The sequence below is a fragment of the Idiomarina tyrosinivorans genome (assembly GCF_003987475.1).
GTDB lineage: Bacteria > Pseudomonadota > Gammaproteobacteria > Enterobacterales > Alteromonadaceae > Idiomarina > Idiomarina tyrosinivorans.
Genome location: NZ_PIQH01000013.1, coordinates 19,248 through 45,875, shown reverse-complemented (window position 1 = coordinate 45,875; position 26,628 = coordinate 19,248). Strand labels below are relative to the sequence as shown.

Sequence of the window (26,628 nt, the reverse complement as noted above, 5' to 3'; positions counted from 1 at the left end):
TCGGCTTACATCATGCCGCCCATTCCGCCCATGCCACCCATGTCGCCGCCAGGCATACCACCTTTATCATCTTGTGGTAATTCGCTGACCATCGCTTCGGTGGTGATCATCAACGCGCCCACAGAGGCTGCGAATTGCAGTGCTGAACGGGTTACTTTGGTTGGATCCAAGATACCCATTTCTAGCATGTCGCCATAAGTGTCGTTGCCCGCGTTGTAACCGTAGTTACCTTCGCCGTTGCGAACAGCGTTGACTACTACAGAGGCTTCAGCGCCAGCGTTGGTTGCGATTTGACGCAATGGTGATTCCATTGCCCGCAGTGCTAAACGAATACCCACGTTTTGGTCTTCGTTGTCGCCAGTGAGTTCACCCAGCTTGCTTGCTGCGCGAACCAAGGCAACGCCACCACCAGGAACCACGCCTTCTTCAACCGCTGCACGAGTTGCGTGTAGGGCATCTTCAACGCGTGCTTTCTTCTCTTTCATTTCCACTTCAGTCGCTGCACCGACTTTGATAACGGCTACACCGCCAGCCAATTTAGCCAAGCGCTCTTGCAGTTTTTCTTTGTCGTAGTCTGAAGAGGTTTCTTCAATTTGCTGACGAATTTGCGTTACACGGCCTTCAATGGCTGCTTCATCGCCGTTACCATCAACCACAGTGGTGTTATCTTTAGTGATAACAACGCGTTTAGCTGTACCTAGGTCTTCAAGCTGAGCTTTTTCAAGGTCCATGCCGATTTCTTCCGAAATCACGGTACCGCCAGTCAATACGGCGATATCCTGCAACATGGCTTTGCGACGGTCACCGAAACCAGGGGCTTTAACCGCAGCCACTTTAACGATGCCACGCATGTTGTTCACCACTAAGGTTGCCAAGGCTTCGCCTTCAACGTCTTCAGCGATAATCAACAACGGTTTACCCGCTTTCGCAACACCTTCTAATACTGGTAACAATTCACGGATGTTCGATACTTTCTTGTCGATCAACAAGATGTAAGGCGAATCCAGCTCTACGCTGCCGCTTTCTTGGTTATTAATGAAGTAAGGCGACAAATAACCGCGGTCGAACTGCATACCTTCAACCACTTCTAATTCGTCTTGCAACGCTTGACCTTCTTCAACAGTGATAACACCTTCTTGGCCTACTTTATCCATCGCATTGGCAATGATTTCACCAATGGTTGCGTCAGAGTTAGCCGAGATCGTACCGACTTGCGCAATCGCTTTGTTATCTGCACACGGTTGAGAAATTTTCTTCAATTCCTCAACGGCCGCGATAACGGCTTTATCGATACCGCGTTTAAGATCCATCGGGTTCATACCCGCAGCAACAGCTTTCAGACCCTCGTTGACGATGGCTTGCGCCAAAACAGTAGCGGTGGTAGTACCGTCACCGGCTTCGTCGTTTGCTTTAGACGCCACTTCTTTAACCATTTGTGCGCCCATATTCTCGAACTTGTCTTCTAGTTCGATCTCTTTCGCAACAGACACACCGTCTTTGGTGATCAATGGCGCACCAAAAGACTTATCTAAAACAACATTACGGCCTTTTGGACCTAAGGTCACTTTAACTGCATCAGCCAGCGTGTTAACACCTTTCAACATCTTCTGGCGTGCTGAGTTACCAAATTTCACTTCTTTCGCTGCCATGATTCTTTTCCTCTATCGAAATGGGTTAAGACTATGCTTATTCTTCAATCGCCAAGATGTCGGCTTCGCTCATGATCAAGAACTCTTCGCCGTCGATCTTCTCAGTTTTCACGCCGTAACCTTCATTGAACAAGACGTGGTCACCCACTTTCACATCCAATGCGCGAACGTCACCGTTGTCTAGGATCCGACCGTTGCCCACAGCAACGACTTCACCGCGAGTCGACTTTTCGGCGGCAGAGCCAGTCAGGACGATACCGCCAGATGACTTGGCTTCTTTTTCAGAACGCTTAATGATCACACGATCATGTAAAGGACGAAGTTTCATTGTTGATAACTCCTCAACCTATTGTTGTTACGAATGCGCCCGTTCGTAGTAATAAAACGAGCAGTTAAAAATCTTGTGGCATTTAAATGGGGGAGATTTTTTTCACTTCAAGGGCAAAAGCAAAATTTTTTTATGCTAAATTGGCGCACAGCGTTGTTCATCAACTCAACGAGGAGACACCGTGAGCACTGACATTAAGTTGTGGTTTTGCACTTGTCCAGATGCCAATACAGCCAATGAAATTGCCCGTGCACTAGTCAACGAAGGTTTGGCTGCCTGCGTCAATATTCTGCCTGGCGTCACCTCCATTTATGTTTGGCAAAACGAAGTGCATGAGGATCCAGAGTTGTTGTTGCTGATTAAGAGCGCCGCTAATCCGCAACAGTTACAACAGTTTGTGAGTGACGCACATCCGTATGAATCACCTGAGCTAATCGCCGCAGATATTAACGCCGGCTTGCCCGACTATTTGCAGTGGGTCGTGGAGCAAAGCCAATGAGGACGTTGCGCGCCAGTTTGCTGAAATTGCTCACAGTGGCAGTGCTATGCAGCACCTTTTTTTCCGTTCAAGGGCAAAGCTTTCTCGATAAAAAGCCGGATTTTTTAACGGTTGACCAAGCCTTCCAATTTTCCGCGCTACAAGACGGCGACGAAGTCATTGTTGAATGGCAAATAGAAGATGGCTATTACCTTTATCGCCATCGCTTTGCTTTTCAACCATCGCAACTGATTCAGCAGGGTTTTGAGTTGCCCCAAGGTGAAACTCACCACGACGAATTTTTTGGCGACTCCCAGGTGTTTCGCCAGCGCTTAACGCTGACCCTGCCGCTAACGGCAATAAAGCAACCGCAACAACTCACTATTCGTTATCAGGGTTGCGCGGATAAAGGCTTGTGTTATCCGCCACAAACCCAAACCATTGATTTAACCCCGGTAGCTACCGCAGCCTTAGCTGATAACAGCTCAACCCCAGTCAGCGATGACTGGATAACCGTTGATGGGCCATCTCTGGTTAAATTGGTGCTGTTCTTTATTCTTGGTATTGGCTTAGCATTTACCCCGTGCGTACTGCCTATGTACCCAATCATTTCGCGGGTCGTGGTCGGCGCAGGGAACGTCTCTCTGACACGAAGTTTCTATTTAGCCTTCTTTTATGTGCAAGGAATGGCGATTACTTACGCGCTACTCGGTAACCTGGTGGCTGCCGCTGGAGTAGGATTTCAAGCTTATTTCCAGCATCCAGCAGTGCTCATTTCGTTGTCCATTATTTTTGTACTGCTAGCGCTCAGCTTGTTCGGCTTTTATCAATTTCAGTTACCAAGCGCGTGGCAGTCAAAACTGCAACAACTGAGTAGCCGCCAACAGGGCGGTAGTGTGGTCAGTGCAATTTTGTTGGGTATATTGTCTGCCTTAGTCGCCTCTCCCTGCACCACCGCGCCGCTATCCGGCGCACTACTTTATATCGCCCAAAGTGGTGACCAGTGGTTTGGCGGCTGGCTACTGTATTGCCTAGCCTTGGGTATGGGTGTGCCACTGATTTTATTCGCTATTGGCGGCAATCGGTTATTACCGAAAGCCGGCAATTGGATGAATATCGTCAAGTCGCTATTCGCTTGGTTGCTGTTAGCGGTAGTGGTCGACTTCCTCAGTCGACTGGTCAGCGATAACACGACCCAATGGCTGTGGTTAGCGTTACTGTTTGGCGCTACTGCGCAGTTAGTTGGGCAAGCGCGGGCGCAATTGAGTGCACGCGGTGGCAAACTGTTCAGTGCCATTGTTGCGGTGATAATGATTGTGCTCTCAGGGTTATTATTTGTCGGTCAATCCAGTCCCTCGCAAGAGTCACTGTTAAAACGTGTGACCACACCGCAACAACTAGCACAACAATTACAACAAGCGCAGCAGGCGCAACAGCCCGTAATGGTCGATATCTACGCCGACTGGTGCGTCGCATGTAAACAATTTACTCGCTACACCTTTAATGACAAGGGTGTACAACAAGCATTGCAAAACTATCGGGTGTTGCAGATTGACGTATCCGCCAACACTCCGGCGCAACAACAGTGGTTACGTCAGCATAATGTGCTTGGGCTACCCACCATTCTATTCTTCAACCGCAACGGCGTAGAACTGAGCCAATATCGCGTCACCGGCTTTCAGGCACCTGCAACCTTTATTCAATCCATTCAGCGCTTACCCGAGTAGGCGCTGAACAAAAAAGCGTTAAATCGCCGCGAAAAGCGGTGATAAGACCAGTATTTTACTGCTTTCTCACATTTTTTCTCTATAATACCTCGAACATGCAGAAATTTTCGGTTAAGTTAGTCCGATATCGTTAATGTGTAAATTTGACGGCAGATAGCGACAAGATGACGGAAAATATGAAAGTTTTAGTGCTAAATGGTCCTAATTTGAACCTGCTCGGCAGTCGTGAACCCGCCATTTATGGCTCACAGACCCTCGCCGACATCGAGCAACAGTTGCAACAGCATGCTGCAGACCATAATGCCCAGGTTCGTTGTCAGCAGAGCAACCACGAGGGTGAGTTGGTCAGCATGATCCAACAGGCGGCACAAGACAACATCGACGCCATCATCATTAATCCTGGTGCCTACGCGCACACCAGCGTTGCCATTCGCGACGCTCTGCTTGCCGTCGCTTTACCCTTTTATGAAGTGCACTTATCGAACCCCCATGCACGGGAACCCTTTCGCCATCATTCGTATTTGGCAGATATTGCCCGTGGCGTGATCAGCGGTTGTGGTGCATTGGGATATCATTTAGCGCTGACCGCGGCACTCACGCATTGCCGCGCAGCTTCACAGTAAAACACAACAAGGTAGCAAGGTAGATCGTGACCATGGATATTCGCAAAATCAAAAAACTCATTGAACTGGTTGAAGAATCAGGGATTGCCGAATTAGAGATCACCGAGGGTGAAGAGTCGGTTCGTATCAATCGTTACAGTCAACAACCTGCTCCAGCGGCACCAATGCAATACAGCGCGGCGCCAATGCCTGCGCCACAGCAAGCTGCAGCGCCAGCAACAGATGCGCCTGCGGCTGAAACTGCGAGCGACGAAATCAGTGGCCATGTGGTACGTTCACCAATGGTCGGTACCTTCTACGAAGCGCCATCACCAGATGCTAAGCCATTTGTGGCTGTTGGTTCGCGTGTCAATGTCGGCGATACGCTGTGTATTGTTGAAGCAATGAAAATGATGAACCAAATCGAAGCGGATAAATCGGGCGTGGTTAAGCAAATCCTTGTTGCCAATGAAGAGCCGGTTGAATTCGACCAACCATTGTTTGTGATTGAATAACGGCGGGAAGCAATCATGTTAGATAAAGTAGTGATAGCAAACCGGGGCGAAATTGCACTCCGAATTTTGCGTGCCTGCAAAGAGCTCGGCATCAAAACGGTTGCAGTTCACTCAACGGTTGACCGCAATTTAAAGCATGTGCTGCTTGCCGATGAGTCTATCTGCATTGGTAAAGCCGCATCGTCAGAGAGTTATTTAAATATCCCTCGCATTATCAGTGCAGCGGAAATTACTGACGCAGCAGCGATTCATCCAGGCTATGGCTTTTTGGCAGAAAACGCTGACTTCGCTGAAGCGGTAGAAAATTCTGGCTTTATTTTTGTTGGCCCAACCGCCGACGTGATCAAATTAATGGGTGACAAGGTGTCAGCCATTAAAGCCATGAAGAAGGCAGGTGTGCCTTGCGTGCCTGGCTCAGATGGTCCGCTAGACGATGACAACGAGCGTAATTTAAAAATCGCTAAGCGTATTGGCTACCCGATTATTGTTAAAGCCGCTGGTGGCGGCGGTGGCCGAGGTATGCGTGTTGTTCGCCAAGAAAGCGAGCTACTGAACGCGATTTCCATGACCCAAAACGAAGCACGGGCAGCGTTTGGTAACCCCGTCGTTTACATGGAAAAATTCCTCGAAAATCCGCGTCATGTGGAAGTACAGGTACTGGCTGATGGGCAAGGTAACGCTATCCACTTGGGTGAACGTGACTGCTCCATGCAGCGTCGTCACCAAAAAGTGGTGGAAGAAGCACCAGCGCCCGGCATCACCCCAGAGATGCGCAAATTTATCGGCGAGCGCTGTGCCAAGGCCTGTATCGAAATTGGCTATCGCGGCGCGGGAACGTTCGAATTCTTATACGAAAACGGTGAGTTCTATTTCATTGAAATGAACACTCGGATTCAGGTTGAACACCCGGTAACAGAAATGGTGACCGGCATTGACCTGATTAAAGAGCAGTTGCGGATTGCTGCGGGTCGCCAACTTTCGATCAATCAAGAAGATGTCGTTATTCGCGGGCATGCAATAGAATGTCGGGTTAATGCCGAAGATCCTGAAACGTTTACTCCGTCCCCTGGTACAATCTCGCGTTTCCACGCGCCAGGAGGTTTTGGCGTACGCTGGGAGTCGCACGTTTACACCGATTACAAAGTGCCACCCAACTACGATTCCATGATCGGCAAACTGATTACTTACGGTGAGAACCGTGATGTCGCGATTGCGCGCATGCGCAATGCCCTAAACGAAGTGATCATTGAGAATATTAAAACCAATATTCCGCTACAAAAGTCGATTATGGCTGATGAAAACTTCCAACATGGTGGTACCAACATCCATTACCTAGAGAAGAAACTTGGCATAGGCGGCCACTGATCCATGCCGTGGATTCAGTTAACCCTATCAAGTTCTGAAGAGCATGCGCCCCGCGTTGGGGACATGCTCATGGGTAACGGCGCTCAGGCCGTCACCTACCGAGACGCCGCCGATACGCCGATTTTTGAGCCACCCAAAGGCGAATTGTTACTCTGGCAAGAAACCCTTGTTACCGGTTTGTTCGACGCCGACCATGATATGCAAAAAGTGGTGAGTAACCTTGAGAAGGCGAGAATGCTTCCCTCACCGCTAAAGTACAAACTCGATGGTTTGGAAGATAAAGACTGGGAACGCGAATGGATGGATAACTTCCATCCTATTCGCTGTGGTCAGCGATTATGGATTTGTCCAAGTTGGCGCGAAATTCCTCAACCTGATGCGGTGAATGTTTTACTCGACCCCGGCATGGCTTTTGGTACTGGCACCCATCCCACTACAGCACTGTGCCTGCAATGGCTCGACGGCCAAGATTTACAGGGCAAGACGGTGGTCGACTTTGGCTGCGGTTCAGGCATTCTTGGCATTGCCGCATTAAAGCTTGGTGCTAAGCGTGTGGTCGGTATTGATATCGACCAACAAGCGTTAATTGCCAGTAAGGACAATGCTGAGCGTAACGGCGTCGCTGACCAGTTCGAGGTCTATTTACCCAGTCAGCAACCGACTATGGCAGCCGACGTTGTGGTCGCGAATGTGCTTGCCGGACCATTGCGCGAGCTAGCCGAAACCATTCTTGGCTATGTTGGCCAGCACGGTGACTTGGTCATGTCGGGTATTCTTGAACGCCAGATTGACTCGGTAAAAGCGGCCTATCAACCGACTATCGCATTTGCTGAAGATCAATTGTTAGATTCTTGGGCGATGCTGCATGGTAAGCGTGTAAGCTAGGTATGCCGCCGCTTTTGTCAATAGTGAAAAGGCAAAAAAATGCATAAATTGGGTACTTTTTAGCCTTTTCTTTCCCCCACAAATTCCCTAAAATTCTCTCCCCTTTCGCTGAGTAGTTTTTAACCGATGCGGATTGGTCCATATCAACTCGACAACCCGATTATCTTAGCGCCCATGGCGGGTGTGACTGATCGTCCTTTCCGACAGTTATGTCGTGAACTTGGGGCCGGGTTAGCAGTGTCCGAGATGTTATCGAGTAACCCTAAAGTATGGGATACCGATAAGTCCCGGCAGCGTATGGACCATAGTGGTGAACCAGGAATTAAAGCTGTACAAATTGCTGGTTCAGAACCCGAATTGATGGCCAAAGCGGCGCAGGTCAATGTGGCCATGGGCGCGCAGATCATTGATATCAATATGGGCTGCCCAGCGAAAAAGGTGAATAAGAAAATGGCAGGTTCGGCGCTACTCCAGTATCCGGACTTGGTCGGTGAGATTGTCAAAGCCGTAGTCGCTGCCGTAGAGGTACCGGTTACGCTTAAAATTCGCACTGGCTGGGATCCTCAACATCGTAATGGCGTGGAGATAGCCAAACTTGCCGAGGCGTCTGGTATTCAGTCTCTTGCGGTACATGGTCGAACCCGTTCGTGCATGTACAAGGGCGAGGCCGAATACGACACCATTAAAGCGATAAAGCAAGCGGTATCGATACCGGTGGTCGCAAATGGCGATGTCACCACACCTGAAAAGGCCAAACAGGTGCTGGAGTATACCGGAGCAGATGCCATCATGATTGGTCGCGGAGCGCAGGGCAATCCGTGGCTGTTTCGTGAAATTGAGCACTATTTAACAAATGGGACTCTATTAGCCAAACCGAGCGTCGAAGAAGTGACTGAAGTGGTACTCAACCATGTTAGTCGCCTCCACGATTTCTACGGTGCGTTTATGGGAGCCCGAATTGCTCGTAAGCATGTCGGTTGGTACCTCAAGGCCCAGGCACCCGCCGCAGATTTTCGTCAACAGTTTAATCAAATCGATGATGCTAGCGAACAGCTCGTTGCTTTGAAGAACTATTTTGTCAATGTAGAGAAGAGATAGAGCGCAACTATGTTTGATCAAAACCTCAACCGTGAGAATGTTTCACCTTTAACCACCGTCGGTCACAACGCGCAACCTAAGCCTTTGCGCGATTCAGTGAAGCAAGCGCTGCATAACTTCCTGCAACAGCTGGAAGGCCAAGACCCAGAAGAGTTGTATGAGCTTGTGCTGGCAGAAGTTGAAGCCCCATTGTTAGAAGAAGTCATGACATATACTCGCGGCAATCAAACCCGCGCTGCCACGATGCTCGGTATCAACCGCGGCACATTGCGCAAAAAATTGAAAAAATACGGCATGAACTAATAATGCCTGCTAAAAAAGAGTGCCTAGGCACTCTTTTTTTGTTTATACGTAAGTTAAAAAGGTCTTCATCCCATGCAATCACGTCCAATTCGTCGCGCATTATTAAGCGTTTCTGATAAAACCGGTATCGTCGACTTTGCTCGTAACCTGAGCCAACAAGGTGTAGAGCTTCTCTCAACTGGCGGTACAGCGAAATTACTGCAACAAGAGGGAGTGCCTGTTGTAGAAGTGTCAGATTACACTGGCCAACAAGAAATCATGGATGGACGGGTCAAAACCTTACACCCGAAAATTCACGGGGGCATTTTAGGCCGTCGTGGCGAAGATGATGCATTAATGGCAGAACAAGGCATTGGTGCCATCGACATGGTTGTCGTTAACCTTTATCCGTTTGCTGAGACGGTTGCTAAGCCCGGTTGCAGCTTAGCTGACGCGATTGAGAATATTGATATCGGTGGACCGACTATGGTTCGGGCTGCGGCGAAAAATCATCGCGATGTCGCAATTGTGGTGAATGCGGTTGATTACCAACGCGTCCTCAACGAAATGCGTAACCAACAAGGCTCGCTGAGCTACGCAACACGGTTTGAATTAGCGGTGTCTGCGTTTGAACATACCGCCCAATATGACGGTATGATTGCTAACTACCTGGGCGCGCGGGTGGAAGCGGATACGGTCCCAGCCGAGCAACCGGCACGGTTCTCGCGAACCTTGAACTTACAATTCCAGAAGAAGCAAGATCTCCGTTATGGAGAGAACAGCCATCAGCAAGCCGCATTCTACAGTGAGCATCAGGCACCAGCAGGTTGTGTGGCTAGCGCCGAGCAATTACAAGGTAAAGCGCTGTCGTATAACAACATCGCCGACACCGATGCCGCACTCGAATGTGTGAAAAGCTTTAGCCAACCCGCCTGTGTGATTGTTAAACATGCCAACCCTTGTGGCGTAGCCGTAGGTAAAGATATTGGCGATGCCTACAACCGTGCCTTTGCTACCGACCCTACCTCGGCGTTTGGTGGCATTATCGCGTTTAATCAAGAGCTAACCGAAGCTGTCGCGCAAACCATCATCGACCGCCAATTCGTTGAAGTGATCATTGCCCCTAAAGTCAGCAAACAAGCAAAAACGGTGGTCGCGAAAAAGGCTAACGTGCGCTTGTTAGAGTGCGGTCAGTGGGATGCTAACCACACTCAGCTCGACTACAAGCGAGTCAACGGCGGTTTGTTAGTGCAAGACAGTGACAATGGCGCAGTGCAGCTAGACGATTTGAAAGTCGTTACCGACACGGCACCGACAGATGAACAATTGCAAGACCTGCTGTTCTGCTGGAAAGTCGCTAAATTTGTGAAGTCTAATGCGATTGTTTATGCCAAAGACGGCATGACCATCGGCGTTGGCGCTGGCCAAATGAGCCGCGTTTATAGCGCTAAAATCGCTGGTATTAAAGCCGCTGATGAGAATCTTGATGTAGCAGGCTCAGTGATGGCTTCGGACGCGTTTTTCCCCTTCCGCGATGGTATCGATGCCGCCGCGGCAGCAGGCATTAAAGCGATCATTCAACCGGGTGGCTCAATTCGCGATGATGAAATCATTGCGGCAGCAAACGAACATGGTATCGCCATGGTATTTACCGGTATGCGCCACTTCCGCCATTAAAGTTGCCAGTGATGTCGCCGCGGACTAGGATGTTGTCAGGCACTTTTTTAGGAGAGACAACATGCGATTAATCACTACCCTTCAGGTTGCCGCCATCGGCGCGGCAACCTTGCTACTTTCTGGCTGTGGCCAACCGCAGGCGATGGACTTAAAGCAAGCAGTTAATAGCGATGTGCGTAGCGCTGATCATAAGGCACGAGACCAATACCGGCACCCTGCGCAAACGCTGCGGTTTTTCCAAGTCGAACCGGACATGACCGTGGTTGAGATCTGGCCGGGTGGCGGTTGGTATACCGAGATTCTCGCCCCCTATTTACACGATAGCGGCACCTTATATGCGGCTCACTTCCCGAGTGATACCGAGGTAGGCTACCAACAGCGCTCGCGCGATAAGTTTGTACAACGGATGCAGCAAACACCGGCGTTTGAAAACGTCATCGTTACCGAGTTTTCGCCGATGGGTGAAAGCGCCATTGCACCACCCGCGAGTGCTGACCGTGTATTAACCTTCCGCAACCTGCATAACTGGTATATGGATGGTGGTGAAGAGGGCGTTAAGGCAGCCTTTAAGCAGTTTTATCAGGCGCTCAAACCGGGCGGCATTCTTGGGGTTGTCGATCACCGTTTGCCGGAGGACCGGGATAGCGGAGATATGCGTAGCAGCGGCTACATGAAACAACAATGGGTCATCGATATGGCGCGCGAGGCGGGCTTTGAACTAGAGGCAAGCACCGAAATCAATGCTAACCCGGCGGATAATGCCGATCACCCAAAAGGGGTTTGGTCACTGCCGCCGACCCTCACCATGGGACAAAAGTATCGCACCGAATTCGAGAAAATTGGCGAAAGCGATCGCTTTACCCTGAAGTTTAGAAAACCTGCCCAATAACAGGGCAGTCCAGAGTTGTAGAAAAGGAGTGTTATGAACGTCTTAATTATTGGTGGCGGCGGCCGTGAGCATGCCCTAGCGTGGAAAGCCGCACAGTCGCCAAAGGTTGAACAAGTTTTTGTGGCTCCAGGAAATGCCGGCACTGCGTTGGAATTAAGCCTGACCAATGTAGATATTGGCGCTGAGGATATCGACGGGCTGTTAGCATTTGCGCAAGACAACCATATCGGCTTAACCATCGTGGGACCCGAGGCGCCACTGGTGAAAGGCGTGGTTGACCGCTTTACTGAAGCGGGACTGGCGATTTTTGGTCCAACCGCAGGCGCAGCGCAACTCGAGGGCTCGAAAGCGTTCACTAAAGACTTTTTAGCACGACATAGCATTCCTACTGCAGCTTACGGCAATTTCACTGACCCTGAGCAAGCCAAAGCGTACGTGCGTGAGCAGCGCGTTCCAATCGTTATCAAGGCTGACGGCTTAGCTGCAGGAAAAGGCGTAATCATTGCAGAAACTGTGGAACAAGCGGACGCCGCTATCGATGATATGCTGGCGGGGAATCGCTTCGGAGAGGCCGGTAGCCGAGTGGTCGTCGAAGAATTCTTAGTCGGCGAAGAAGCGTCATTTATTGTTATGGTGGATGGTGAAACAGCTATCCCCTTCGCTTCCAGCCAAGACCACAAAGCCCGCGACAATGGCGATAAAGGACCGAACACTGGCGGAATGGGTGCGTACTCGCCTGCCCCTGTGGTCACGCCGGAAATCCATCAATGGGTGATGGAACATGTCATCAACCCTACGGTAAAAGGCATGGCCGACGAAGGTCACCGCTACACTGGTTTCTTGTACGCCGGATTGATGATAGCCGACGATGGCACCGCGAAAGTATTGGAATACAACTGTCGCTTCGGCGATCCAGAAACACAGCCGATCATGATGCGGTTGCAATCGGATTTAGTTGAACTCTGTGAGTATGCTATTGCGGGCCGGTTAAACGAGATTGAAGCCAGCTTTGATAATCGTGCTGCTGTCGGTGTGGTCATGGCCGCCGGGGGTTATCCAGACAGCTATCGCAAAGGGGATGTTATCAGTGGCTTACCCAGCAATAACCAAGAGGACAGCAAAGTGTTTCATGCGGGTACCAAGCAGCTAGGCGATGCCGTAGTCACCAGTGGCGGTCGAGTGCTCTGCTGTACGGCATTAGGTGATTCCGTTACCGCTGCGCAGCAACGCGCATACCAATTAGTCGAGCAAATCCGCTGGGATGATGTCTATTTCCGCACGGATATTGCCCATCGGGCGATCCGCCGCGAACAAGGCTAGTTGTCATAAAATCGTCACGCTAGGTCGGTAGCCTAAGGCCAATTGTTCCTAGCGTGACTGATAATTTTGCTCAACCAAACCCTGCAACAATCTGCACAGCAACTTCACCAGTTGCTACAACAGCGTCAACTACGTGCGCTACTCCAACCGATAGTCGATTTACACCAACAACAGCTACTAGGTCATGAGGCTTTAATCCGAGGTCCGCAAGGTCATCCATTAGAATATCCTGACCGACTGTTTAGCGTTGCTCAGCAAACAACACAACTTTCCGATTTAGAGTTGTTGTGCCGCGAAACGGCAATTCGTCGCTTTCACCAACTGCGTCCGCAAGGCAAATTATTCATTAACGTGAATCCCAATGTGTTGCGCGACCGCCACCACCCCTATGGCAACACTCTCGCGCTCATTCGCCAACTCGGCATTGCACCAGAATCGATTGTTATTGAGTTATCAGAACGTTACCCGATCGATGATCCTAACTTGCTAAAGCAGGCACTACTGCACTACCGAGAGTTGGGCTTTAATATTGCCATTGATGATTTAGGGGCCGGCTATGCGGGGTTAAAAATGTGGTCTGAGGTAAAGCCCGACTACGTTAAGATCGATCGCTATTTTATTACTGATATCGATAGCGACCCGATTAAACAGGAGTTTATTCACAGTATTTTATTGTTAGCCCAGAATATTAGTGCCAAAGTTATTGCTGAGGGCATTGAAACCGTCGCAGAATTACGCCAATTGCAGCAGTTAGGAATTCGTTACTATCAAGGTTATTTGTTAGGTAAACCGCAAGTTCAGCCTGCCGCCATTATCCAACAGGAATGGTTACTGGCAACGCCACAGCATTGCGACCAATCACAAGCCACTATCGCAGAATTAGTGAAAGACACCTTTGTGGCACACCCTACCACGCCTGCCTTGAGCGTTCTTGAGTGGTTTCTAGCCGATAAGTCATTACGCTGTATTCCGGTAGTCGACGAGCAGATACCCAGAGGTTTAGTTCGGCGAGAAGCAGTGATGGAGATATTTGCCGCTTCTTTTGGTCGTGCACTTCACGCTCATAAGTCTGTGGTGCATTTAATGGATAAACAGCCACTCACCATAGATGGTCACATGGCTTTGGAAATCGCCAGTGGCTTAATCACCGCAGAGACCGAGGTGGACGTATTCCGCAACATTATCGTTACCGCGCAAGGCAAGTATTTGGGCGTTGTGTCGGTACGAGATATTTTGAAAGCCATTACACAACGGCGCCTGCAGCAGACCCGCAAAGCGATTATGGGTGCTGATGGCTCAGCACCCAGTTATCAACGGATTAGTCATCAATGACGATATCGTCGTCGACACTTCCGCTATCAAATGCCTCGTCCGCATAACGCGTGCGACCGTACATGCTGGCCACTTTTGGACGATTAATTCTTGTTTGGTATTTTACCCAAGTCTTTTCTACAAGGGTTTCTGGCGCTTTTTCACCTTTTGCCACTTGTAATAATGACTGCTCTTCAGCATTGGTTGGTGCTAACTCACCAGTGACTAATGCCATAATCAATGCACCGTGGCGCATTAATGCTTCGCTTTCACGAATTGAGAAGTCTCCAGAACGTGAAAAACCATACGGGTAATTACGAATATCATTGAAGGTTTTCTTCGATAATAATTCACGAGTGATAATGGTCATGGCAGCCCTTCCTACAGACTAAAACCGAGCACGTTGCATGCCGTAATCACAACGCCACTGGCGTTAACAAAAACGACAGTGACGATATAGATTTTTGCAGGAAGTTTGTCAATCTTTTTTTAATGCGAAGGGACTTCAACTTTGGTGGGGCCACCAGGACCTTCGAAAATTTCCATCGATATCCAGTTCTCATCGATCGCTTTCGACAGATCGCCTTTTAACTGATCTTCGAACTGACTAAATTCAACATGCAGGTCAGTGATACCGCAAGCTCGGTTGCGACCATGCGCTTTCCCGCTGTAGAGCGCCATATCGGCCAATTGCAGCACACGCTCCCAATCGAGTTTGGACTCATCAACACCCGCAAATGGCAGCAGAATATAGCCACACGTGGCACTCACATGAACCCGTTCCCCGTCAATGTCAATCGGATCTGCGGCGATAGTCTCCAGCACACGCTGGGCGATATGACGCAACGACGAGTTATCTACGCCTTCAAAGTAGAACAGGAACTCTTCACCGCCCCAACGGACCAAGCGGTCGCTATGCCGACACATCTTCTCCAACCGTTGGCTAAGCTCAATCAATACTTTGTCACCAGAGTTGTGCCCTAAGCGATCGTTAATGCGTTTGAAAAAGTCGATGTCTAGCAGCAAGAGGCCGTCCGTTGCTTGGCTTTTTGTTTGCGCATCGCGTTGATCCCGCTGGTCCATGGTTTGCTGCAGTGCCCGGCGGTTCCAAAGCCCCGTCAACGGGTCCCGCAGGGACTGATTTGCTAGCTGGCTATTAGCTTCTTTTAACTTAATATTGGCGCGTCGCGCAGCGCGGTACATCAGTAGCAACAGGATGATGGCAAACACAACCACAACACCCACTAGCCCCCAAATCACGCTCTGCTGTTTATTGATTTCAATAGCTCGTTGCTTCAGCTCATTTTCTTTCTTAAGCAACTCGATCTGTTGCGCTTTGTCTTTCGAGTCGTAAAGCTTTTGCAACTGGCTGATATTCTGTTGTTGTTCTGCGTTGATACGTTCTTCACGCATCTTCATCCGTTGCATTAGGGCATCGGCTTGCTTTTGGTATTGACCCATTAAAGCATAAGCCTCGGCAATCTCACCGAGCAAATCTTCTACATCCAGCGAATAATCTTTATCTTTAAAATACTGCAGTACCTCTTCCATCGCCGTTAAACCAATTTTACTGCGATTTTGTTTTACGTCGATAAAGCCCAAATTAAACTTGATGGTTTGAACCATGACTTCGTCATCGTTCTTTTGTGCCATTTCCAATGCTTGGTTCAAATACGATTTTGCTTTTGCGTAATCGCCCAAGCGCAAATATAAATCGCCGAAATTATTCAGCGCAGTCAACTCAACGCCTGGATAATTTAGTTGTCGAGAGGTTTCAATCGCATGCTGGAGTGAATCTTTCGCTTGTTCAAATTGTTCCAACGATGTCTGTGCGTAGGCTAGCAGCAGCCAAAGATCGGGGTTACTGGATAATTCATTCTGCTGTTGACCAAACTTAATAGCGGCAGAGGCAGTATCAATGGTCTTTTGCCACTGTCCTAATTCCGATTGAATTTGCGCAATGCTGAGGTTTAAGTATTGGCGACGAAGAATAGTCCGTGAATTGTGTGTTTCAGCGACAGCCTGTTGCGCAGCGAGTAAATGGGTTAACGCTTCCTCATATTTATTCCAGTTAGCGTAAATACGAGAGATGAGATTGTGCACGTAATAACGCACCCTCGGGAGCTTGGCATCCTTGAGCGGCAACTCGGCATTAGCAACGAGCAAATAAGCTTCTGCCGCCTTACCTTGGCCTTGTAATAGCTCTATTTTATTGGCATAGGCCTCGGCAATGGCATCAGGGATTTCGCTTTGTTTGGCCAACCGCAGAATGCGTTCGTTCATTTCGAACGCGGCGTCCCAATCCTGTTTATAAGCCAGCGATAGCGCCTTGTATGACAGCGCACGCACTCGCGTGGATACTGGCGTCTGTGCATCCATTTGAGCAATGATGCTGTTAAGCGCCGCTAAGTTCTTATCCGGGTCGGTCTCGCCCTTGTTTAGGTAGGCGTCGAGTTGTTGTTCAATAGACTGATCAACCGCCGGCACCTTTGCATGCACCGATGAAGCGACTAACAAGCTTATAAAGAGACAGGTAACAACAAAACCATTAAGTCGCAAAAGAAATCTTGCCACGGAGTAAACAACGCCCGAATGTAAACAAATGTTACAACCGACATTACTATATGGAGGTTTTTCGTACAAGATAAAATTGGAGCGGGAAACGAGATTCGAACTCGCGACCCCAACCTTGGCAAGGTTGTGCTCTACCAGCTGAGCTATTCCCGCGCTTCAATTTTTTGGAGGGTGTGTTTGGAGCGGGAAACGAGATTCGAACTCGCGACCCCAACCTTGGCAAGGTTGTGCTCTACCAGCTGAGCTATTCCCGCAAACACGGTTCGCTGTCTTAGCGACAACGACCGCGCATTTTACGGTTTTTCTGAGGCTTTGCAAGTGATTTTGTTAGCCTTGCGCTTAGTTGCTGAAAAAATGTTCACGGTAGTAAGCTAATTCTTCAATTGACTCTCGAATATCAGCTAAAGCCTCATGCGCTCCGGACTTTTTGACCCCTTTCGCTACCTCTGGATACCAACGTTTAGCTAACTCTTTAAGGGTACTGACATCAAGGTTACGATAATGGAAAAAGGCTTCTAATTGAGGCATGTGCCGCGCTAAAAAACGACGATCTTGACAAATACTATTACCACACATCGGAGATGCGCCCGCCTCGACATATTGCGCCAAAAACGCAATAGTCGTAGCGCTGGCAGACTGCTCATCATGCTCGCTTGCCTTCACCCGCTCAACCAATCCGGACTGCGTATGCGTTCGCACATTCCAGTCATCCATCCGCTGCAGGTACTCATCAGGCTGATGAATCGCCAGCACCGGTCCTTCAGCGATAACGTTAAGATCGTTATCGGTAACAATTGTCGCGATTTCGATAACATGATGCTGCTCTGGGATTAACCCAGTCATTTCCAAATCAATCCAAATCAAGCGTTGTTTTTGTTCAGTCATTGCTCTGCTCTAGTCGCTATTTTGATGTATCATAACGATATTCGCTTAACGACAACAGAGTCACACTTTGGCAAAACGGCAAAAACTGAATAAAGGCCAGCAGCGCCGCGTTCGAGCCAATCAGAAAAAACGTCTGCAGCAAGACACCGTAGAATGGCAATCTGACCAACTCGGCCCGTTACAACAAGGGCGGGTGGTGAGTCGTTACGGTCAACACGCGGATGTGCTAACAGAAGACCAAAAGTGTGTGCGCACCCACATCCGCCGCAATATCGAATCGCTGGTCTGCGGTGACATAGTCGGTTGGCGCCCAGCAACCGTTGAACAGCAAGGCATGCAAGGCGTCATCGAAGTGGTTCATGAACGCGAAAGTTTATTATCGCGGCCCGATTATTACGATGGACTTAAACCGGTTGCCGCCAATATTGAGCAAATTTTTGTTGTCAGTAGCTTGTTACCGGCGTTTTCTTCGCAAATTATTGATCGCTATATTGTTGCTTGCGAAGACATTGGCATCGAACCCATTCTCGTGGTGAATAAGATCGATTTGATGGATGAACTGAGCGCTGAACAACAACAGCTTATTGACGACTGTTTAGCGGTTTACCAGAACATCGGTTACCAGGTTATTAAGGTGAGCAGCCAAAGCGGCGCTGGGCTTGCCAAGTTACAGCAGGCGCTCAAAGACCATACTTCGGCATTTGTTGGTCAGTCTGGCGTGGGTAAGTCTTCACTGATTAATCAAATTCTGCCCGAGGTCGAAGCGCCCACGCAAATCGTGTCGGAAAACTCCGGGTTAGGCCAGCACACCACCACCGTGGCTACTTGGTACCCTTTGCCACAAGGGGGCGCAGTTATCGACTCCCCTGGGGTTCGGGAGTTCGCGCTGTGGCATTTAGCAGAAGAACGCGTAGCTTGGTGTTACGTCGACTTCCGAGAGTACTTGGGGCACTGTAAATTTCGCGATTGCAAACATCGCGACGACCCCGGTTGTTCGTTGCAACAAGCAGTCGCCGCAAAAGAGTTGCCAGCATGGCGCTTGGACAACTATCATCGCATCATAGAAACCATGGCATCACAACGGCCATCACGCGCAGTAAGAGGAAATTAAGGTGTCGTTTTCCGACCGTATTAAAATTTTTGCCCAGTACGCTACCCCAAAGCATGCTCTGTCTCGTATAGTGGGGGCCTTCGCTGCTGCTAAAGCGGGTATTTTTACGCAATGGTTTATTCGTTGGTTTATTAAAAACTACCAAATCGACATGAGTGAAGCTGTTGCCGAAAACCCCAGCGACTATAAAACCTTTAATGCGTTCTTCACTCGGCGTTTAAAGCCTGAGCTGCGCCCCATTGATGGCAACGACAATCATCTTGCGCACCCTGTCGATGGCGCCATCAGTCAGCTTGGTGCCATCCATCAGGATCGGATTTTCCAAGCCAAAGGGCACGATTACTCGTTGCAGGATCTGTTGGGGGGTAATAGCAAAGACGCCGAGACCTTTGTCGACGGCCAATTTGCGACAATCTACTTGGCTCCCAAGGATTACCATCGTATTCACATGCCTTGTGACGGTACGCTGACCAAAATGGTCTATGTACCGGGTGACTTGTTTTCGGTTAATCCTTTAACCGCTCGTTCAGTACCCAATTTATTTGCTCGTAACGAAAGGGTGATTGCCTTTTTCGACGGTCCGGCGGGACCATTTTCCATGGTCTTGGTCGGTGCCACCATTGTCGCCAGTATTGGTACAGTCTGGTCAGGTACCGTCACTCCGCCAACCGGTATGCGTGTACAATCATGGTCCTATCCAAGCAGCGGCCCTGAAGCTGTGCATCTGAAAAAAGGTGACGAGATGGGGCACTTTAAACTCGGCTCGACCGTGGTGATGACCTTCGCCAAAGACGCTATCGAGTTCGACCCAGCGCTCCAAGCCGGCAGCGTAACGCGCATGGGCCAAGCTATGGGAACCCTAAGCCAGTGATTATATGGGCGCATCGGGGCGCTAGCTTCGAAGCGCCTGAGAACACCTTAGCCGCTTTCAGTCGGGCGCTGGATGCCGGCGCCGATGGCATTGAACTTGATGTATTTGCGGTTGATGGCGAACGCTTCGTTTTCCACGACCGTTACCTTGAGCGGCTCACTGCAACTGCAGGGCGGCTGCAAGATCTAACCGCTGATCAAATCCGCCAATTGAAAGTGTTTGGCCAACAGACCATTCCAACCCTGCGCGAAACGCTTGCACACATTGCTGGCCGTTGCTTAGTGAATATTGAATTAAAAGGTGATGTGCCGGCGGCGGACTTACTCAGCGACGTTCAATATGGCATCGAACACTGCCAGTTTAGTTGGTCGCAACTGTTGGTTTCATCGTTTAACCATCACTGGCTTAAGCGCATAAAACAGCAGTGTCCGCAGTTATCGATTGGTGCGCTAACAACCTGTTGTCCGCTCGACTACTGCGAATTTGCCGAACGCCTGCAAGCAACCTCAGTGCATATTGACGTTGGCTTTATCACCCCCGAGTTGGTCGCCGATGGGCACCAGCGTGGATTAAAAGTGTATGTCTTTACCGTGGACGAGGCTCACGACATCGAAGAGCTGCACGCGTTAGGCGTAGACGGCATTTTTACCAACCATCCGAACCACACAAAAAACGTCCTGGCGGGGCTACCGACCCGCCCAGACGAAACCTTGCTACACCTGCGTTAACCCAAGGTATAAGTGCTCGGTTAACGTTGGTAAGGATACTCTTTTTCCAGCTTTTCTAAACGTTGGCTGCGTTCTAAAGGCGATTTGGTGTTCTTCGCGAAGAGCAAATATAACGCTGGCACTACAAAAATCGTCAAAAACGCCGACACCGCGACACCGGCAAAGATCACCATACCAATCACCATTCGGCTTTCTGAGCCGGGGCCTGTTCCAATGATCAGCGGCACAGCACTCATCACTGTAGTGAATGCCGTCATTACAATGGGCCGGAGGCGTTGTTTCGCCGCTTTCAACACGGCCGAATATATTGGCATGCCCGCATCGCGCAACTGGTTAGCAAATTCGACGATCAAAATACCGTTCTTCGCTGCCAAACCAATCAACATAACAATACCGATTTGCGAGTAAATATTAATGCTCATTCCTGAAGCGTAGAGCCCGATCATCGCACCAAGTAACGCCAGCGGAACCGCCAACATGATGATAACCGGGTGAATAAAGCTCTCAAACTGCGCCGCCAGCACCAAGAATGTCACCAGCAGGGCGAGCACGAACACAAAGATGATCGACCGCCCGCTTTCTTTGTACAGTTGTGACTCACCCTTGTAGTCAATCGAGACATCGCCCGGAAGCTTTTCTTTCACCACGTTTTCCAAGAAACTCAGTGCCTCGCCCAAGGAATAGCCTTCGGCAAGATTGGCTTCAATGGTCACGCTGCGCATTCGGTTATAACGATTAAGCCGTGCCGATGTTGCTTGTTCGGTTACGATAACCACGTTGGATAACGGAATAAGCTCATCGGTACGACTCGAACGCACGTAAATGTTATCGATTGCTTGCGGGCTGCGGTAATCCGATTCTTCCCCCTCAAGCATCACTTCGTATTCTTCACCACGGTCCAAATAACGCGTCACACGGCGTTGCCCAAGAATGGTTTGGAGTGTGGTACCAATGTCGCTGACCGAAACTCCTAAGTCGGCGGCCCGCGCTGGATCGATTTTAATGAGTAACTGTGGCAAGGTTTCTTTGTAGTCCGCATCGACTTGCTGTAACCCCGGATTCTTGGCTGCCTCTTCCAGCACGATATCGCGATATTCAGCGAGCTTTTCATAAGTGTTGCCCTGCAACACGAACTGTACCGGACGGCCACCACCACCACTAATACCGCTCCGCATAAAAGCAAAGGCCTGAACGCCAATAACCTTATTCAGCTTCTCGCGAATTTCATCCATCAGCGTAAAGGTCGACCAATCTCGCTCTTCAAACGGCACGGCTCCGACAATCGCGATACCGGCCGAGCCTCCCCAACCGGGGGCACGAACAATCACTTTGTCTACTTTATTCTGGTCGATGTATGGCAGCAGAATTTTTTCAATTTCATCCATTCGCTTGGAATTAGACTCAAAGCTTGCTCCTTCCGGACCTTGGATGCTGACGTAAAAGGTACCCCGGTCTTCTGGTGGTGCAAACTCTTGTGGCACCCAGCGCATCACACCATAGGTGCAGACAGCACAGAGTAGCACCAACACCAATGCCAACCACGGGCGGTGCAAACAACCTTCAAGTAAACGCTCATAACCTGCTTCCAATTTATCGAAACCGCGTTCTAGCCATTGCCCGAACTTGCCATTACGCGATTGCTTCTGCAGGATTTTAGAGCCCAACATTGGGGTCAGAGTGAGTGCAGCGATTGCCGAGAATACCACCGCGGCGGCAATGGCTAGCGCAAATTCGGTAAATAGCCTACCGATATTGCCATCAAGAAACGCCAATGGCACAAACACCGCAATTAATACCAAAGTGGTAGCGATAACCGCAAAGCCGACTTCACGGGCTCCGCGATATGCCGCCAGTAACGCCGGTTCTCCTTGCTCTACCCGACGATAAATATTTTCCAGTACCACAATTGAGTCATCCACCACCAAACCGATGGCAAGCACCAGCGCCAACAATGTCAGCAGGTTGATAGAGAAACCCAAAGCAAACAACATGATATAAGAGGCAATGATCGCCACCGGAACAGTTGCCGCTGGAATCACTGTGGCGCGCAGGTTACCCAGGAACAAGTAGATAACGATCACCACCAGCGCCATGGCAATCAATAGGGTGTTGTAAACCTCATCAATCGACCCCTGAATAAATACGGAAGAGTCATAACTGGTAGCGAGCTCCATGGTGGGTGGCAATGTTTGCTTCACCAATGCCATTTCTTCGCGCACATTTTCAACCACAGACAACGTATTGGCCTTTGATTGCTTGATAATACCCAAGCCAACCATGTTAATACCGTTACCACGGAAGTCGGTTTTATCGTCCTCAGAGCCGAGCTCCACCCGAGCGATCTCACCTAACCGCACTAAGTAGCCATCAGCACCTTGACGAATCACCAAGTTGCGGAAATCTTTTGGACTCAAGTAGGCGCGTGCCATTCGTACCGAGAATTCACGGTCACTGGATTCTACTTCACCGGCAGGAAGTTCAATATTCTCTTCTCGCAAGCGTTGTACAATGTCAGTCACCGTCACCTTGCGTGCCGCCATGGCGTCACGATCTAGCCAAATCCGCATCGCGTAACGACGGTCACCACCGATAATCACCCGTGCCACACCATCAACCACTGACAGCCGATCAACCAGGTAACGCTCAGCGTAGTCAGTGAGTTCTAAAATCGACATTGCGTCGCTGCGCAAGTTATACCAAACCACGGTAGTTTCGTCGGAAGAGGCTTTTGACACTTCAGGCGGGTCGGCTTCTTCCGGGAGGTTATTTAACACCCGCGACACACGTTCTCGAACGTCATTCGATGCCGCATCAATATCGCGACTCAAATTGAACTCAATACTGATACTGGAGCGACCGCTGCTACTGCTCGACGAGATATTTTTAATCCCTTCAATACCACTAATACGGTCTTCGATAAGCTGGGTAATTTGGGTTTCTACAACCTCGGCAGAGGCACCAGGATAGTTGGTATTAATAGAAACCACTGGTGTATCGATATCAGGAAATTCTCGCAACGGCAGCATGGTAAACGCCACTGCACCAAACACCAGCAACAGAATATTGATAACGGTCGCGAAGACCGGCCGCTTTACCGAAACATCAGATAACCACATTACTTCGCTCCTTGCACCGTGACCGGAATACCATCACGTAAGCGAATAATGCCTTCAACAACAACCTCATCACCTGGCTTTAAACCGTTGGTGATTTCCACAATACCCGGTTTACGCCGGCCAATGGTTACTTCTACACGTTTGGCGCGTTGATCAGGGGTTACCACAAACACATATTGGCGGTTTTGAATCGGTAATAAGGCTTTTTCAGGAAGAATGATGGCGTCGTCGATGCTGCGTAATAAAATAATTTGCAACAGCATGCCAGGGCGAATGCGGCCGCTTTTGTTATCAATAATTGCCCGTACTTTGACGGTTCGAGTAATCGGGTCGATACGCGAATTGATGGTTTCAATACGACCATTGAACTGCTCGCTTGGATAAGCCGCAGAACGCGCAATAATTTCTTGGTCCACAGCCAAACTAGCAAAATACAATTCAGGTACAGAGAAATCCACTTTAATGGGCATCGCGTCATCTAGCGTGGTGATTGTGTCGCCCGGGGTGACTAACGAACCAGGACTCACCGCGCGCAAACCCAATTGGCCATCAAATGGCGCATATATGTTCATTTGCGCCAGTTGCGCCTTGGCAACTTCGAGTTGTGCTTGAGTTTGGTTAACTAACGTCTGTTGCTCTTCTAATTGCTGTTGCGACGTAACTTTTTCTCGTGCCAAGTTTTTTAAACGTTCAAGCTGTCGAGTGGCTTCGCCAAGACGGAACTGTAATTCCTGAACCTTTGCCAGTTCTTCGCGCGCATTGAGTTCGACCAACAACTGTCCTTGTTTAACGTTGTCGCCGTCTTTGAAGTAAATTTTGTCGACAACGCCCTGCTGTTGCGAAGTAATTTCTACCGACTCATTGGCTTTTGCGGTACCGAGCGCTTCGATCACGTCTCGAAATTCTTCAATAGCGACCGTTTGTGTGCGGACGGGCACAGCCGATTGTTGTTGTTGACCATTCAATTCAGTTTTTGGCTGCAAAAATAAATACGCAGCAAAACCTGCCAATAACACAATAATGATCGTAATCGGAGTAACCCAAGCGCGCTTCGCCATACACAAACCTTCTAATACTGCGGTAGTCTTTGCCGACATTGTAACGGACACGCTGTTAAATGCGTGCCCGCTTAACGCTCAGATGGCGGGGTTTATCGCAAATTAACGATGGTAGGCGGGGCTCAGACGCTGTACCGCGTCAATAAAGGCACCAGCATGCTCTGGATCCACTTCTGGATGAATACCGTGACCCAAGTTGAAGACATGGCCGCTGCCTTGACCGTAGCTTGCCAAAATGGTCGCTACTTCTTCTTCAATGCGCTGTGGTGAAGCGTACAGGATGCTAGGGTCCATGTTGCCTTGTAATGCCACTTGCCCACCAACGCGCGCTCGTGCATCAGCAAGGTTGGTTGTCCAATCAACCCCAAGCGCATCGGCGCCGGTCGCTGCCATTGCTTCTAACCACTGTCCACCGTTTTTGGTAAACAGCGTCACAGGCACTTTGCGACCATCCGCGTGCCGTGTCAGGCCATTAACAATTTTCTGCATCGGTGCCAGCGACAGTTGTTGGTAATCACGAGGTGAAAGCACCCCACCCCAGGTATCAAAAATCATCACCGCCTGCGCACCGGCAGCAATTTGTGCATTGAGATAGTCGATGACCGAGTCCGCTAGCTTATCCAATAGTAAAGCCATTGCTTGGGGCTCGCTAAACGCCAGCTTTTTCACTTTCGAAAAGTTTTTCGTGCTGCCACCTTCGACCATGTAAGTGGCCAACGTCCATGGGCTACCAGAAAAGCCGATCAAGGGTACTTCACCGTTCAGTTCTCGCCGAATGGTCCGTACCGCATCCATTACGTAGCCTAAGCTTTGCTCCATATCGGGTACGGCAAGCTTCTCGATCTCAGCCAAGCTGCGCACTGGCTTGCCAAATTTTGGACCTTCGCCCGCTTCAAAATACAATTCCAACCCCATAGCGTCGGGGATGGTTAGGATGTCTGAAAACAGAATTGCCGCATCCAACGGGAAACGTCGCAACGGTTGCAGCGTGACCTCACAGGCTAGCTCGGCATTTCGACAGAGGCTCATAAAGTCTCCGGCTTGCTGACGCACTTTGCGATATTCCGGCAGGTAACGCCCAGCTTGACGCATCATCCAGATTGGCGTGCGGTCAACAGGTTGTTTCGCCAATGCGCGAAGGTAACGGTCGTTTTTCAATTCTGTCATTTCATCCACCTAGGTCGCGCTGGCAGCTACCAGCGCCATAAAAATGTGCCGCCGAAGTTTACCAGCCTAGCCGCTATGGCTCCACGAAAAATCACTCGTCGGCGGCGCTTCGGTCATTAATTAATGTATCAATTAATTCACGGGCAATCGTTCCTGGCGGAGGGATTTCCGGTAGCTCATCAAAGGCAAACCAATCTCCGGTTACCAATTCATGCGGATCAATGTGTAATTCACCGGATTTCCAGCGCGCGGTATAGCCCATCATCAACGAGTGTGGAAACGGCCAAGGCTGACTGAAACGGTAACGTAAATCGGTGATTTCGATACCCGCTTCCTCCATGACTTCACGGTGGGCTGCCTGTTCTAATGACTCGCCGGTTTCCACGAATCCGGCCAGTATCGAATAGCGCCCAGTCTTATGCCGCTTGCCTTGAGCCAATAAAATCTGTCCGTGTTTTTCGATCGCCACAATCACGCAGGGAGAAATGCGCGGGTAACAACGGTGTTGGCAGCGCGGGCAGTGTGCAGCCAGTTCCCAATCCACCCAATCCATGCGGCTTCCACACTGACCACAAAAACGATGCGTTTGAATAAAATGGGCAATTTGGCTGGCACTGCCTGCCATCGCAAACAACTCATCATCACCGTGGCTCAATAATTCTCGTAACGGGACGAATTCACCACCTTCAAAACGGCTATCTTTATAGTCGGCGATGATCAGATAACAGTGCCGTTCGCGCAATTCGCCAATGAACATCACCACATCGTCTGCCAAGTCGGGAAATGACATTTGCTGCAGTTCACCAAACGGAACGTGCTGTTGTTCGGTCAGCCAAATTTCGCCTGCGGACACAATAAACCACCAAGCGGGCTCGTCTTTACTGGGTCTGCGATTGGGTTCTACCATGATTTGTCCTTAACTACTGGGCGTAAAAGCGGTTGACGCCTGCGCCCTGCAATTATAGATTGGTCGGAAATATCAGTACAGACTG

At 49.7% G+C, this 26,628-nt stretch carries 24 protein-coding genes and 2 tRNA genes; 15 read left to right on the top strand and 11 right to left on the bottom strand.

The window, feature by feature from the left end:
• Positions 1–5: 5 nt before the first annotated feature.
• Positions 6–1,649, bottom strand: coding sequence for a chaperonin GroEL (gene groL, locus CWI84_RS11485; protein WP_126842733.1), 1,644 nt, complete (start codon positions 1,647–1,649; stop codon positions 6–8).
• A 37-nt stretch (positions 1,650–1,686) separates the two neighbouring features.
• Positions 1,687–1,977, bottom strand: a complete 291-nt coding sequence (locus tag CWI84_RS11480) for a co-chaperone GroES (protein ID WP_126842732.1) — start codon at positions 1,975–1,977, stop codon at positions 1,687–1,689.
• Positions 1,978–2,158: 181 nt separating this feature from the next.
• On the opposite strand from CWI84_RS11480, the gene cutA reads away from it, so the two are divergent.
• The 12 genes from cutA to CWI84_RS11420 all read left to right on the top strand — a co-directional run bounded on the left by cutA (position 2,159) and on the right by CWI84_RS11420 (position 14,147).
• Positions 2,159–2,476: a divalent-cation tolerance protein CutA gene (gene cutA / locus CWI84_RS11475; RefSeq protein ID WP_126842731.1), complete on the top strand. Its 318-nt coding sequence runs from the start codon at positions 2,159–2,161 to the stop codon at positions 2,474–2,476.
• On the top strand, positions 2,473–4,182 hold the full coding sequence (locus CWI84_RS11470; RefSeq protein WP_126842730.1) for a protein-disulfide reductase DsbD: 1,710 nt from the start codon (positions 2,473–2,475) through the stop codon (positions 4,180–4,182). The genes cutA and CWI84_RS11470 overlap by 4 nt, the downstream gene beginning before the upstream one ends.
• A 164-nt stretch (positions 4,183–4,346) precedes the next feature.
• Positions 4,347–4,805, top strand: coding sequence for a type II 3-dehydroquinate dehydratase (gene aroQ / locus CWI84_RS11465; RefSeq protein WP_126842743.1), 459 nt, complete (start codon positions 4,347–4,349; stop codon positions 4,803–4,805).
• A 32-nt stretch (positions 4,806–4,837) separates the two neighbouring features.
• Positions 4,838–5,299, top strand: a complete 462-nt coding sequence (accB, locus tag CWI84_RS11460) for an acetyl-CoA carboxylase biotin carboxyl carrier protein (protein ID WP_126842729.1) — start codon at positions 4,838–4,840, stop codon at positions 5,297–5,299.
• 15 nt (positions 5,300–5,314) lie between these two features.
• Complete coding sequence (gene accC / locus CWI84_RS11455; RefSeq protein ID WP_126842728.1) at positions 5,315–6,664, top strand: acetyl-CoA carboxylase biotin carboxylase subunit; 1,350 nt, start codon at positions 5,315–5,317, stop codon at positions 6,662–6,664.
• Positions 6,665–6,667: 3 nt separating this feature from the next.
• Complete coding sequence (gene prmA / locus CWI84_RS11450; protein WP_126842727.1) at positions 6,668–7,549, top strand: 50S ribosomal protein L11 methyltransferase; 882 nt, start codon at positions 6,668–6,670, stop codon at positions 7,547–7,549.
• A 126-nt stretch (positions 7,550–7,675) separates the two neighbouring features.
• On the top strand, positions 7,676–8,647 hold the full coding sequence (gene dusB / locus CWI84_RS11445; protein WP_126842726.1) for a tRNA dihydrouridine synthase DusB: 972 nt from the start codon (positions 7,676–7,678) through the stop codon (positions 8,645–8,647).
• A gap of 9 nt (positions 8,648–8,656) precedes the next feature.
• On the top strand, positions 8,657–8,950 hold the full coding sequence (fis, locus tag CWI84_RS11440; protein ID WP_126842725.1) for a DNA-binding transcriptional regulator Fis: 294 nt from the start codon (positions 8,657–8,659) through the stop codon (positions 8,948–8,950).
• 72 nt (positions 8,951–9,022) lie between these two features.
• A complete protein-coding gene (gene purH, locus CWI84_RS11435; RefSeq protein WP_126842724.1) occupies positions 9,023–10,606 on the top strand; it encodes a bifunctional phosphoribosylaminoimidazolecarboxamide formyltransferase/IMP cyclohydrolase in 1,584 nt (527 codons plus the stop codon).
• Between the two features lie 61 nt (positions 10,607–10,667).
• Entirely contained in the window at positions 10,668–11,495 is an 828-nt protein-coding gene (locus CWI84_RS11430; RefSeq protein ID WP_126842723.1) for a class I SAM-dependent methyltransferase, read from the top strand.
• 33 nt (positions 11,496–11,528) lie between these two features.
• Positions 11,529–12,815, top strand: coding sequence for a phosphoribosylamine--glycine ligase (gene purD, locus CWI84_RS11425; RefSeq protein WP_126842722.1), 1,287 nt, complete (start codon positions 11,529–11,531; stop codon positions 12,813–12,815).
• Between the two features lie 66 nt (positions 12,816–12,881).
• Entirely contained in the window at positions 12,882–14,147 is a 1,266-nt protein-coding gene (locus CWI84_RS11420) for an EAL domain-containing protein (RefSeq protein ID WP_126842721.1), read from the top strand.
• On the opposite strand, the gene CWI84_RS11415 is transcribed toward CWI84_RS11420, so the two are convergent.
• The 5 genes from CWI84_RS11415 to orn form a co-directional block, all read right to left on the bottom strand.
• The gene (locus tag CWI84_RS11415; RefSeq protein ID WP_126842720.1) at positions 14,134–14,496 is read right to left on the bottom strand and encodes a MaoP family protein; all 363 of its coding nucleotides are present in this window, start codon (positions 14,494–14,496) and stop codon (positions 14,134–14,136) included. The genes CWI84_RS11420 and CWI84_RS11415 overlap by 14 nt on opposite strands.
• A gap of 119 nt (positions 14,497–14,615) precedes the next feature.
• A complete protein-coding gene (locus CWI84_RS11410) occupies positions 14,616–16,613 on the bottom strand; it encodes a tetratricopeptide repeat-containing diguanylate cyclase (RefSeq protein ID WP_126842719.1) in 1,998 nt (665 codons plus the stop codon).
• A gap of 164 nt (positions 16,614–16,777) precedes the next feature.
• Positions 16,778–16,853 (bottom strand) — tRNA-Gly (locus tag CWI84_RS11405).
• A gap of 25 nt (positions 16,854–16,878) precedes the next feature.
• Positions 16,879–16,954 (bottom strand) — tRNA-Gly (locus CWI84_RS11400).
• Positions 16,955–17,039: 85 nt separating this feature from the next.
• The gene (gene orn, locus CWI84_RS11395; RefSeq protein WP_126842718.1) at positions 17,040–17,585 is read right to left on the bottom strand and encodes an oligoribonuclease; all 546 of its coding nucleotides are present in this window, start codon (positions 17,583–17,585) and stop codon (positions 17,040–17,042) included.
• 67 nt (positions 17,586–17,652) lie between these two features.
• Here orn and rsgA point away from each other — a divergent pair, with 67 nt between their 5' ends.
• Genes rsgA through CWI84_RS11380 form a run of 3 tightly spaced genes read left to right on the top strand, consistent with a single transcriptional unit; the run spans position 17,653 to position 20,295 of the window.
• The gene (gene rsgA / locus CWI84_RS11390; protein WP_126842717.1) at positions 17,653–18,696 is read left to right on the top strand and encodes a small ribosomal subunit biogenesis GTPase RsgA; all 1,044 of its coding nucleotides are present in this window, start codon (positions 17,653–17,655) and stop codon (positions 18,694–18,696) included.
• A 1-nt stretch (position 18,697) separates the two neighbouring features.
• The gene (asd, locus tag CWI84_RS11385) at positions 18,698–19,567 is read left to right on the top strand and encodes an archaetidylserine decarboxylase (protein ID WP_126842716.1); all 870 of its coding nucleotides are present in this window, start codon (positions 18,698–18,700) and stop codon (positions 19,565–19,567) included.
• Complete coding sequence (locus CWI84_RS11380) at positions 19,564–20,295, top strand: glycerophosphodiester phosphodiesterase (protein WP_126842715.1); 732 nt, start codon at positions 19,564–19,566, stop codon at positions 20,293–20,295. Before asd ends, CWI84_RS11380 begins: the two co-directional genes overlap by 4 nt.
• Positions 20,296–20,315: 20 nt before the next feature.
• On the opposite strand, the gene CWI84_RS11375 is transcribed toward CWI84_RS11380, so the two are convergent.
• The 4 genes from CWI84_RS11375 to nudC all read right to left on the bottom strand — a co-directional run bounded on the left by CWI84_RS11375 (position 20,316) and on the right by nudC (position 26,543).
• A complete protein-coding gene (locus CWI84_RS11375; RefSeq protein WP_126842714.1) occupies positions 20,316–23,411 on the bottom strand; it encodes an efflux RND transporter permease subunit in 3,096 nt (1,031 codons plus the stop codon).
• Positions 23,411–24,508 (bottom strand): efflux RND transporter periplasmic adaptor subunit, encoded by a 1,098-nt coding sequence (locus tag CWI84_RS11370; protein ID WP_338034265.1) that lies wholly within the window; start codon positions 24,506–24,508, stop codon positions 23,411–23,413. The genes CWI84_RS11375 and CWI84_RS11370 overlap by 1 nt, the downstream gene beginning before the upstream one ends.
• Before the next feature lie 63 nt (positions 24,509–24,571).
• The gene (gene hemE / locus CWI84_RS11365) at positions 24,572–25,636 is read right to left on the bottom strand and encodes a uroporphyrinogen decarboxylase (RefSeq protein WP_126842713.1); all 1,065 of its coding nucleotides are present in this window, start codon (positions 25,634–25,636) and stop codon (positions 24,572–24,574) included.
• Between the two features lie 91 nt (positions 25,637–25,727).
• On the bottom strand, positions 25,728–26,543 hold the full coding sequence (gene nudC, locus CWI84_RS11360; RefSeq protein ID WP_126842712.1) for an NAD(+) diphosphatase: 816 nt from the start codon (positions 26,541–26,543) through the stop codon (positions 25,728–25,730).
• Positions 26,544–26,628 lie beyond the last annotated feature (85 nt).

Excerpts from the sequence above, each read along its gene's own strand:
- aroQ (WP_126842743.1), top strand. The coding sequence starts at position 4,347 with ATGACGGAAAATATGAAAGTTTTAGTGCTAAATGGTCCTAATTTGAAC.
- nudC (WP_126842712.1), bottom strand. The coding sequence starts at position 26,543 with ATGGTAGAACCCAATCGCAGACCCAGTAAAGACGAGCCCGCTTGGTGG.
- dusB (WP_126842726.1), top strand. The coding sequence starts at position 7,676 with ATGCGGATTGGTCCATATCAACTCGACAACCCGATTATCTTAGCGCCC.
- groL (WP_126842733.1), bottom strand. The coding sequence starts at position 1,649 with ATGGCAGCGAAAGAAGTGAAATTTGGTAACTCAGCACGCCAGAAGATG.
- CWI84_RS11415 (WP_126842720.1), bottom strand. The coding sequence starts at position 14,496 with ATGACCATTATCACTCGTGAATTATTATCGAAGAAAACCTTCAATGAT.
- accB (WP_126842729.1), top strand. The coding sequence starts at position 4,838 with ATGGATATTCGCAAAATCAAAAAACTCATTGAACTGGTTGAAGAATCA.
- CWI84_RS11480 (WP_126842732.1), bottom strand. The coding sequence starts at position 1,977 with ATGAAACTTCGTCCTTTACATGATCGTGTGATCATTAAGCGTTCTGAA.
- CWI84_RS11370 (WP_338034265.1), bottom strand. The coding sequence starts at position 24,508 with ATGTCGGCAAAGACTACCGCAGTATTAGAAGGTTTGTGTATGGCGAAG.
- hemE (WP_126842713.1), bottom strand. The coding sequence starts at position 25,636 with ATGACAGAATTGAAAAACGACCGTTACCTTCGCGCATTGGCGAAACAA.
- prmA (WP_126842727.1), top strand. The coding sequence starts at position 6,668 with ATGCCGTGGATTCAGTTAACCCTATCAAGTTCTGAAGAGCATGCGCCC.
- orn (WP_126842718.1), bottom strand. The coding sequence starts at position 17,585 with ATGACTGAACAAAAACAACGCTTGATTTGGATTGATTTGGAAATGACT.
- purD (WP_126842722.1), top strand. The coding sequence starts at position 11,529 with ATGAACGTCTTAATTATTGGTGGCGGCGGCCGTGAGCATGCCCTAGCG.
- CWI84_RS11470 (WP_126842730.1), top strand. The coding sequence starts at position 2,473 with ATGAGGACGTTGCGCGCCAGTTTGCTGAAATTGCTCACAGTGGCAGTG.
- CWI84_RS11375 (WP_126842714.1), bottom strand. The coding sequence starts at position 23,411 with ATGTGGTTATCTGATGTTTCGGTAAAGCGGCCGGTCTTCGCGACCGTT.
- CWI84_RS11430 (WP_126842723.1), top strand. The coding sequence starts at position 10,668 with ATGCGATTAATCACTACCCTTCAGGTTGCCGCCATCGGCGCGGCAACC.
- accC (WP_126842728.1), top strand. The coding sequence starts at position 5,315 with ATGTTAGATAAAGTAGTGATAGCAAACCGGGGCGAAATTGCACTCCGA.
- purH (WP_126842724.1), top strand. The coding sequence starts at position 9,023 with ATGCAATCACGTCCAATTCGTCGCGCATTATTAAGCGTTTCTGATAAA.
- fis (WP_126842725.1), top strand. The coding sequence starts at position 8,657 with ATGTTTGATCAAAACCTCAACCGTGAGAATGTTTCACCTTTAACCACC.